This window comes from Saccharopolyspora elongata, assembly GCF_004348985.1.
Taxonomy (GTDB): domain Bacteria; phylum Actinomycetota; class Actinomycetes; order Mycobacteriales; family Pseudonocardiaceae; genus Saccharopolyspora; species Saccharopolyspora elongata.
On record NZ_SMKW01000157.1, the window covers coordinates 1 to 9,579 of the forward strand.

A 9,579-nucleotide genomic window follows, 5' to 3' on the forward strand; every position below is an offset into this window, starting at 1 on the left:
TGCCGCAGGTAGGCGGCCATGGTCGTCAGCTCGTCACGGATCGCCTCGGCACCGCGCACCACTTCGCCGTGGCCGGGCAGCACGATCTCCGCGTCGCGGGCGGCCATCTCCTCGGCTGCGTCCGCCCATTCCTCGGCGAAGCGCTGCACCTTGCGCGGATTGCCGCAGTTCGGCAGGTAGCCGGTGACCAGGTCGCCGGCAGCGATCACGCCGCGCTCGGGAGCCCACAGCCAGACCGCGTCATCGGTCTCGCCCTTCGCGTGCCGCAGCACGAACCGCTCGTCACCGACGACGAGTTCGAGCGTGTCGCGGAAGACGGTGTCCGGCCACAGGAAATCACCCCGGTCCTGCGGCCAGGCTTTGCCGTTCTCCCCGGGCACCTGGAAGTTGATCGCGGTGTTCAGTCCGTGGGTTTTGGCGTAGCGCTCGTAGTGCGCGGTGATGTTCTCGTGCGCGACGACCCGAGGCCGCTCCCCCGCCTCCAGCAGCGACCACAGCCCGAAGGCGTGATCGACATGACCGTGCGTCAGCACCACGGTGTGCAGCGGCAGGTCGCTGCATTCGCGCACGGCGCGCAGCAGCTCCGGACCGTCGCCCGCACAGCCGCAGTCCACCAGCACCAGTCCCTCGTCGGTGGCGAAAAGTCCGGCGTTGACGATGCCCAGGCGGAGGAACCATGTGCGCGGGGCGACCTCGATGGCCTCGGCACGCTGCGGAGCCGGAACCTCCCGGGCGAACAGGTGGGTGGCCTGAGCCATGCCGTACCCCCCGAACGCGGCGGTGCCGGCCTCCTGCACGGACTCCTGCAGGCCCAGCTGCCGGGTGGCTTGGTTCTGCGTCATGGCGGTTCCCTTCTCGGATGCGTGCCGCAGATTTAACGCACCTGCGTTAAATCTGGCAACCCCCTCCACGCCATGCACGCCCGTTTCTCAGCGCTTCCTTAGACTTCTGCCGTGGACACCGCCGATACCCCCAACGACACCCGCAGTCGACTCATCGAGGTCGCCGAGCGACTGTTCGCCGAGCGGGGGGTGCACGCCGTTTCGCTCCGCGAGATCGCCACGGCGGCCGGACAGCGCAACACCTCTGCGGTCGCGTACCACTTCGGCACCAAACGAGCGCTGGTCGAGGCCGTCTACGAATACCGGATGCGTCCGGCGAGCAACCGACTGCTGGCCCACGTCGCCGACCTGGACGCCCGAGGTCGCGGGCACGACCTGCGTGCCCTCGTGGAGGTGATGATCCGCACCACGGCCGAGAACCTGGAGGGCGAGCGCCGACCGGGGTGGTTCTTGCGCTTCGTCGCCAACGCCATGTACGTCGAGGACATCGCCCCCTTCGACCTCACCGCGAACGAGTGGAGCAGCGGCCAGGCCGCCCTGCACGCCCGGATCGCGGAGCACCTGACCGATCTGCCGCCCCGGCTGCGCCAAGACCGCTGGGATCACTTCGCCGGGCTGCTGGTGCACACCCTGGCCAACCGCGAACGCCGACTCCAGAAGGACGCCACCGCGGACGAGGGTGCCGAGCACCGGTTGCTCATCGCCCAGTTGGTCGATTCCTGCACCGCGCTGCTGTCCACCCCGGCTTCACCGGAGACCCTGGCCGCCGAATCCGCCCCGTCCGGGGCACGGTGACCCCCCGGACGGGCCGCCCCAGGTCAGACTTCGAACAGGCCAACGGGACGCCGGCGTCGAGCTACATATCTGCGTCGATCTTCTGACGCCTGGCGCAAATCGGGCGCCGCGGCACCTATACGGGTCCGTCGCCCTCGTCGTCGGTCGCCGGCTCGCGGACGGGGGCAGACAGCAAGCCGACGGCCATGTCCGTGATGTTGTCGATCTCAGTGCGCGCATCGGCGTTCGTCACTTCGCCAAGCTCGAAGCGACGCTCAAGATCTGCGAGCATTCCGGTGACGAGGATGTGCAGCCCCCGCAGGCGGCTGACCCGAGCGGCCGGCATCAAGCCGCGGAGATGCGGTTCGAGCATCTCCATGAATGTCTTTCTTTCAGTTCCTCTCACCGGAGAGAACGTCTCGTCGACCACCCCGCGAGCCTCGCGGCCCGCTACGGTGACGTGGTAGCTGCCGCTGACTCCCACTGCAGGCGGTCTGCGATCAGCCTGCCGATGACGGCCATCGGTTCCGCCTGCGTGATGGTGTGGTGGGTGCAATCGATGTCGTGGGAGATCACCTCGCCCGTGATCCGCGACCGCCACGCGCCACCGTCGGTGACTTGGTCGGCCCGGGTCGCGCGGAAGTACAGCAGATCACCGTCGAAGACGGACTCGGTGTAGGTCGGCAGCAGCGCGGCGGCGTGGACGAGAACGGTGGTGAGCGCCGTCAGATGCTCCTCCAACGCGAGGTGCGCCTCGGCGTCAGGCGGCAGGCCCGCCGCCTCAAGCAACAACGGCAGGACGTCCTCGCGCTTGGGCGCGGCTCGCTGTTCCTGCGGGTCGACCGGCCGCGCGTCGAGCAGGGCGAGCAACGCCACGCGCTCACCGTCGGACTGCAGGCGGGCGGCGATCGCGTGCGCCAATGCGCCGCCGAGCGACCAGCCCAGCAGGTGGTACGGCCCGGCCGGTTGCACCGAGCGGATCTGGCGCACGTAGCCGTCGATCATCTCGCGGAACGACGAGGGCAGCTCGTCGGGCCGGGTCAGTCCGCTGGACTGCAGGCCGTAGACCGGAACGTCCTCGGGCAGGTGCCGTGGCAGGCCGGCGTAGCACCAGCTCAGACCACCCACCGGGTGCAAGCAGAACAGCGGCGGTCGAGAACCGTTGGCACGCAACGGAAGCAGCGCCTCGAATGCGTTCGACGACGTTTCGTGCTCCAGCAGGCGCACCAGGTCGGCCACGGTCGGGGCCTCGTACACGACGCCGAGGGGCACCTCGGTTCCCAGGTCGGCGCGGAGGCGGGTGACGAGTTCGGCGGCGAGCAGCGATTGCCCGCCCAGTTCGAAGAAGTCGTCGTCGATGGTGACCTTCCCGACGCCGAGCACCTCGGCGAACAGGGCGCACAGCTGTTCCTCGCGGGGGGTGCGGGCAGCACGACCGGGGCGGATCTCGGCGGCGGGCAGGGCGGAGTGGTCGAGCTTGCCGTGCACCGTCAGGGGCAGCTCGTCGAGCAGGACGAACGATGCGGGCACCATCGAGGTGGGCAGTCGTTTCGCCGTCCACGACCGGAGTTCCGCCGCGTCGACCGGGCCTGAACCCGGTACCACGTAAGCGACCAGCTCGGGCTCCGCGGACGTTGTCGTCGTCACCACTACCTCGGCGGCTCGTGGATGCGCGGTGAGCACCGCCTCGATCTCGCGCGGCTCAATGCGGACGCCTCGGACCTTGACCTGCTCGTCGGTGCGGCCGAGGTACTCCAGCATGCCGTTCTCCGTCCACCGGGCCACGTCGCCGGTGCGGTACATGCGCGCGCCGGGCGGCCCGAAAGGATCGGGCAGGAAGCTCTGCGCGGTCAGCTCCTCCTGGTTGAGGTATTCGCGGGCGACCTGGTCACCAGCCAGGTACAGCTCGCCGGGCACGAGTGGCGGCTGGGGTCGCATCACGCGGTCGAGGACGTAGGCCCGGACGTTGTGCCCCGGACGGCCGATGACCGGCCGGTCGCCCTCGATGCGGCAGTACAGGGCATCCACTGTGGACTCCGTCGGCCCGTAGTAGTTCCAAGCCTCGACACCGGGGCAGTCGCGCAGCGTCGACCACAGCGCGGGATCGATCGCTTCGCCGCCGACCATCAGCAGCCAGGGGAACTTCTCCGGTCCGGACAACAGGCCCTCTGCCAGCAGGAGACGAAGGAACGACGGGGTGAGGTCGGCGAAGTCGATCCGGTGCTGGGAGAAGTAGCGCACGAGTGCGGCCGGTTCGAGGCGCACCGCGTCCTCCACGAGGTGGACTTCCTGGCCCGCGGCCAGGAACAGCAAACCCTCCCAGGCGGTGTCGAACGAGAACGACGCGGTCAACGCCGCACGCAGTCGTTGCCCCGCTGGGTCGATCAGTTCGCGCTGGTGGTCGTGGAAGAGGTTGGCGAGGTGGCGGTGCTCGACGACCACTCCCTTCGGCCTGCCGGTCGAGCCGGAGGTGAAGCTGACGTACGCCGCGTGGTCCGGCCGGTGGGTGCCGATCGGATCGGTGCCGGGCTGCCGGTCGATGCCGATGTCGTCGAGCAGCAGAAGCGGGTGTTCGGACGGAAGAGTCGCGCTGATCGCCGCGGTGGTGAGCACGTGGAGCGGCCGGGTGTCCGAGAGCAGCGTCCGGATGCGGGCAGGTGGATGGCTCGGATCGAGCGGCACGCACGCCGCGCCGGCCTTGAGCACCGCCAGCACCGCGACCATGTAGTCGGCAGTGCGCGGCAACGCCAGCGCGATGCGCGTCTCCGGACCCGCGCCACGTGCGATCAGCAGATGCGCCAGGCGATTGGCGCGGGTGTTGAGTTCGGCGGCGGACAACATCGTCGAGCCGCAGACCAGCGCGGTGGCATCGGGCGCCGCACGAACTTGGGCCTCGAACAGTTCCGGCAACGTCGTGGCCGGCGTCTCCTGCCGGGTGTCGTTCCACGTGTTCAGAACCAGTTCGCGCTCATCCGCGGACAGCATGTCGATCGCGCCCACCTGCTGCCCGGGATCAGCGGTCGCCAGCGTGTGCAGCAGCGCGAGGAAACGGCGGTGGTGCGCGGCCGTGGTCGCGGCGTCGTACTTGGCCGGATCCGAGTTGAAGTCGATCCGCAGTGATCCATCGGCGGGCCTGTCGTAGACGTTGACACCGAGGCCGGTCACCGGACCGTTCGAGAGATTGCGCAGCACAGCGGGATGGCGGCCGAACCGGAGCTGCGCGTCATGGGTCATGATGTTGATGCCCCAGTCGCCGAGGTACCCCCCGCGGTGATGGCCGATCCCCAGGTCGCGCACCAGGTGAGTCGAGGAGTAGCGCTGGTGGCGCAGCAGGGCCTTCGCGCTGTTCGCGGTGATGCGCACCAGCTCCGCCACGGTGGTCGACGGCGTCATCCGGGTGCGCAGCGGCAGCACGTTGGCCACCATCGACGGCACGCCGCGCGCGACGCTGCCCGACCGGCCGTTCACGGTCAGGTCCAGCGTGACCTCGTCCTCGCCCGCCAACCGATGCACGTACAGCGCCAGCGCGGACATCGCGACCGACGGCAGGCTCGTGCGCGCCTGCCGCGCCAGCGCCCGCAGGCCCTCGGTGTCCGCCGGGGTGACATGACCGGTCTCCCGGAGGAAGGTGTGCGGCACGATCGACGACGGCCGGAGCGACCGGCGCACCGAAGGCCAGTCGGCCAGTTGTTCCGCCCAGTACTGCTGATCACGGGCGAAGCGCTCGGATGCCTCGTATTCGGCCTCATCCGCCAGGATCTGCGCCAGTGAACCGAACGGGCACGGCGGGGCAGGGTGCTTCTCCTCGGCCGCCGTGTAGAGTTCCGCGACCCGCTGGATGAACAGCGAGAAGCCGTAGCCGTCCAAGATGATGTGGTGCAGTCCGAGGTAGACGGTGAACCGCTGCTGCCCGGTTCGCAGCAAGGCGAACGAGAACAGCGGCGAGCGGCGGAGGTCCGCCGGACTGCCGAGATCGGCCCACATCCACTCCTCGGCGGCCGCAGCCGGATCGGCGGCCCCGCGCAGATCCACCACCGGCAGCGTCCAGTCCAGCAACGGTTCGATCGCCTGCCAGACTCGCCCGCGGCCGTCGCCACCGAATCGGGCCCGCACCGCTTCCGTCTCGTCAACGGCCTGGCGCAACGCGACCTCAAGCAGCGCGACATCCACCGGGCCGTCGATCTCCACCGCTTCCGCGGCCCGGTAAATGGGGTTGGCCGGATCGAATTCCTGGGCGAACCACACCCCCCTCTGGGCAGACGTCAGCGGCAATGTTCCGCAGTCGATCTCCTTAGGCATGGCACGCTGCGTATCACGACAGCAGCAAGATCACACAGCGCAACGGCCTGCGCGCCAGGGTAATGACTCTCCGTAATCCTGCGGATCACGTTCCTGGGTGATGACCTCCAGTTGCTGGTCCACCAACGAGACGCCTGCCCAAGTCGGCAATGTGCCTCTACCTCGTCGTACCTGGCTCGGCCGAGCGCAGTCCGTTCGGATGGCGCGGTGTGCCAATGTCTCGACGGCGAAGTGAATCGACGCTGCATGATCCTCAAGCTCGCGGGGGTCGATGCCGGTGACGGCGATGCGACCGAGTGGGGCCTAGACGGATTCAGCAGTGCAGAACCTGTTCCACAGGGGGCGCATCGACACGATCGGACTCAGCGCGTTGCCAGCGCCGTCAGGCGCGGTTCCCGCGATGCGCGTATGGACAAGTATATAGAACGTGTTCTAATCTGACCGACGCTTGAACTGCCACTCGTCTGAACAAGGTCTGCTTGCAGTGAAAGGCGTCGGGATGTCTGAGGCTGATTACGTCGTTGTGGGCGCGGGCAGCGCCGGATGTGCCGTGGCGCGACGACTCGCCGAGCGGGGATCCAGCGTCATCCTGGTCGAAGCCGGGGCCCGGGACGACCGAGGGCCGTTGAAGAGCCTGTTGAGCATCCCGGGCGCCATCGCGGTAGTGCACTCCACGCCGCAGCTGAAGAAGTTCTTCGACTGGGGCTACAAGTCGGTCCCCCAGGAACACGCGGCCAACCGCAAGATTCCCCAGACCCGCGGCAAGGTGCTGGGCGGATCCAGCTCGGTCAATGGCATGCTCTTCGTCCGGGGCAACCGCGAGAACTACGACGATTGGGCGAACGACGGCTGCAAGGGCTGGTCGTACGACGACGTCCTGCCGGCGTTCAAGCGCCTGGAGCACTGGGAGGGCGGTGCGAACGACTTCCGGGGAGCGGGCGGTCCGATCCGCGTCCGGAAGCAGGACGGCCTGACCGAGGCCGCGCAGGGCTTCATGGACGCGGCGACGAGCCGCCTCGACGTGCCGATGCTCGACGACTACAACGCGGAAGGCCAGGAGGGCATCGCGGCCATCCAGCTCAGCGCCGATCCTGGTGTGCGGTACTCCTCGTCGAAGGGGTACCTCCACAACGGTTCGGTGGACGATCTCACCATCGTCACCAATGCGACCGTTTCCAAGGTGGTGCTGAACGGCTCACGCGCTACCGGGGTGGAGGTCATCGGCAAGAACGGCAGCCGACGCGTCATCAGGGCGGGTCGCGAGGTCATCCTGTCCGCTGGAGCGTTCGGTTCCCCTCAGCTCCTCATGCTGTCCGGCATCGGCCCGGCGGACCACCTGCGCGAGCACAGCATCGAGGTGCGGGCGGACCTGCCGGTCGGGGACAACCTCCACGATCACCTCTTCGTGCCGGTGTCGTTCCGGATGGACTCGGCCCTGCGCAGGCCGACCCCGTCGTACTTCGCGCGCGGCCTCGCCCGGGAGTGGTTCCGCCCCGGCTCGGGTTGGGCCGGCGGCTCGCAGTTCGAAGCGACCGGCTTCGTGCGCACGTCGCACGCCGGTTCGGTCCCGAACCTCCAGCTGTTGAGCCTGTACTGGGTCTACCCGATTCCGAACCAGGACTCCGACAAGGCGGTGCGACCGCCTTCGACGAAGCCCGGGCAGAGCGTCTTCCCAGCGCTGATCTACCCCGAAAGCCGCGGCACCGTTCGCCTGTCCAGCGCGGACCCGCTCGCAGCGCCGCTGATCGACCCCGCGTATCTGAAGGTCGGCAAGGACAGCGACGTGCTTCTCGAAGGCATCAAGATGGTGCGAGAGGTGATGGACGGCGTCGGCGACAACCAGGGCGAGATCGGACCAGGCCAGCAGTACTCGGACGAGAAGGAACTGCGCCGGATCCTCCCGGACTACGTGCACAGCGTCTACCACCCGGTGGGAACCTGCCGAATGGGCGCGGACGAACGAGCAGTGGTCGGGCCGGACCTCAAGGTCCTCGGCATCGACGGCCTCCGAGTCGCGGACGCCTCGGTGATGCCATCCATCATCGGCGGCAACACCAACGCCCCCTCGATCATGATCGGCGAACGCTGCGCAGACCTGATCCAGAACTGAAAGCCCTTCCTCAGACCGGTGTACTGCTCGGTCGCCCCGCGGCGCAGCGGATGCCTGCGCCCAAGCTGCTCTGGTCCACGCGATCAGGCGTAGGCTGAGGCCAACGAGGTTCTCGGCAACGTGAGCAGTCCCGCTTCCACAGTCCCGGGGGTCAGTACCGGTCGTTCGAACGACCGGGAAGGAGTTCCGTCATGGGACCCGACCAGCTAAACCCCGGCACCGCACAGGCCACCTCCGCAGGCGCCTGCGTCGCAGTCAAACCGGAAACCGGCACACGAGGTTTCGTCGACGGCGCTTGGTGGCCGCGATCGGTGAGCCCGACGACCGAGTTCACCGCGCTGCTCACCGCTCTCGCCGCCACCCGCGGTCCGATGACCCGGCTCGCCTACAACCCGGCCGCGTGGGAGCCGGCGCCTCGGAAACTCCGCATCGAGGGGCACCAGGTACGCCTCGAAGGCTTCCACACGCTCGATCAGCACACGGTCAGCCTGACCGACCCGAGCGGACATCGAATGGTCCTGCTGGTCATCCCCGCCGACACGACCGAACTTCGCGGGAACGCGGTGCTGATGAGGGCATCCGAACCGGACAACGTCGCCACACCTCGCGATCTGCTCGCCGATGCCCCGAATTCCGTTCCTGCGGTCGTCCCGCAGCCAACCGAGGCGTCGCCGGAAGCCCGCTGGGAAACCGACGGCGGCCACCTGCTCGCCGTCCGATAGGCCGCCGCGGGTCGTCGCCTGCGGCTGCCGGTCAGCACGGAATTCTCAACAGCCGAGTCACGCCGATATCAGCGGAGAGTGCACTTGGCGCTGCCACCGAAGGAGGTGTGTTCGATGCCGGTGCTGCAGTTCGACCCGTTCCGCGATATCAGCCGGTTGGCCAACGAGGTGCTGACTGCGGCGCGCACGCCGCAGCCCATGCCGATGGATGCCTACCGCCGCGGCGAGGAATACGTCGTCGAGTTCGACCTGCCGGGCATCGACCCCGAGTCGCTGGAGGTCACCGCTGAGCACAACACGCTGACGGTGCGCGCGCAGCGCACCGCGACCGAGTCCAGCAGTTCGGACGTGAGCTACCTGGTGGCCGAACGGCCCACCGGCACGTTCGCCCGGCAACTCCAACTCGGCGCCGCCCTGGATGCCGATCGCGTCCAGGCCGAGTACCGAAACGGCGTGCTGACCCTGCGCATCCCAGTAGCCGAGCAGGCCAAACCCCGCCGCATCAACGTCGACAGGAGCGACGAAGCCCGCATGATCTCCGGGGCCACCACGGACCCCGATTAGACCGTCAACCTCTTCCAGCCCGCCGGGTCATGCAGCCCGGAGGGCTGGCGTATTCCTACTCCGGTTCCGGTGTGGGTGGATCTTCGAGGAAGGCGCGGAGCTGGTCGGCCGGGAGCGGGCGGGAGAACAGCCAGCCTTGGTCTTGGTCTCAAGGGGTGGGTGCAACATCTCCTGGAATGATCTTGGTGGAGGTGTTGTGGTGTCGGTGGTCGAGCGGCATGGCGATGAGGTGTGGCGGCTGTGGTTGGAGGGGTTCGGGCAGCGGGAG

7 protein-coding genes are annotated in these 9,579 nt (G+C 68.3%); 4 read left to right on the forward strand and 3 right to left on the reverse strand.

Annotated features, from left to right (window positions below; all coding sequences use genetic code 11):
* Nucleotides 1–842 (reverse strand): MBL fold metallo-hydrolase (locus E1288_RS45215; RefSeq protein ID WP_132495371.1); only part of this gene is annotated, 842 nt, incomplete at its 3' end.
* 111 nt (nucleotides 843–953) lie between these two features.
* Between E1288_RS45215 and E1288_RS45220 the strand changes: the two genes are divergently transcribed.
* On the forward strand, nucleotides 954–1,637 hold the full coding sequence (locus tag E1288_RS45220) for a TetR/AcrR family transcriptional regulator (protein WP_132495373.1): 684 nt from the start codon (nucleotides 954–956) through the stop codon (nucleotides 1,635–1,637).
* Nucleotides 1,638–1,752: 115 nt separating this feature from the next.
* Here the strand turns inward: E1288_RS45220 and E1288_RS45225 are convergent, their stop codons facing one another.
* Nucleotides 1,753–2,046: a hypothetical protein gene (locus E1288_RS45225; RefSeq protein WP_132495375.1), complete on the reverse strand. Its 294-nt coding sequence runs from the start codon at nucleotides 2,044–2,046 to the stop codon at nucleotides 1,753–1,755.
* Nucleotides 2,047–2,066: 20 nt separating this feature from the next.
* Nucleotides 2,067–5,915, reverse strand: a complete 3,849-nt coding sequence (locus E1288_RS45230) for a non-ribosomal peptide synthetase (RefSeq protein ID WP_132495377.1) — start codon at nucleotides 5,913–5,915, stop codon at nucleotides 2,067–2,069.
* Nucleotides 5,916–6,414: 499 nt separating this feature from the next.
* Here E1288_RS45230 and E1288_RS45235 point away from each other — a divergent pair, with 499 nt between their 5' ends.
* The 3 genes from E1288_RS45235 (at nucleotide 6,415) to E1288_RS45245 (ending at nucleotide 9,311) form a co-directional block, all read left to right on the forward strand.
* A complete protein-coding gene (locus tag E1288_RS45235; protein WP_132495379.1) occupies nucleotides 6,415–8,025 on the forward strand; it encodes a GMC family oxidoreductase in 1,611 nt (536 codons plus the stop codon).
* Between the two features lie 191 nt (nucleotides 8,026–8,216).
* A complete protein-coding gene (locus E1288_RS45240; RefSeq protein WP_132495381.1) occupies nucleotides 8,217–8,747 on the forward strand; it encodes a DUF5994 family protein in 531 nt (176 codons plus the stop codon).
* Between the two features lie 114 nt (nucleotides 8,748–8,861).
* Nucleotides 8,862–9,311 (forward strand): Hsp20/alpha crystallin family protein, encoded by a 450-nt coding sequence (locus tag E1288_RS45245; RefSeq protein ID WP_132495383.1) that lies wholly within the window; start codon nucleotides 8,862–8,864, stop codon nucleotides 9,309–9,311.
* The last annotated feature ends 268 nt before the right edge of the window (nucleotides 9,312–9,579 follow it).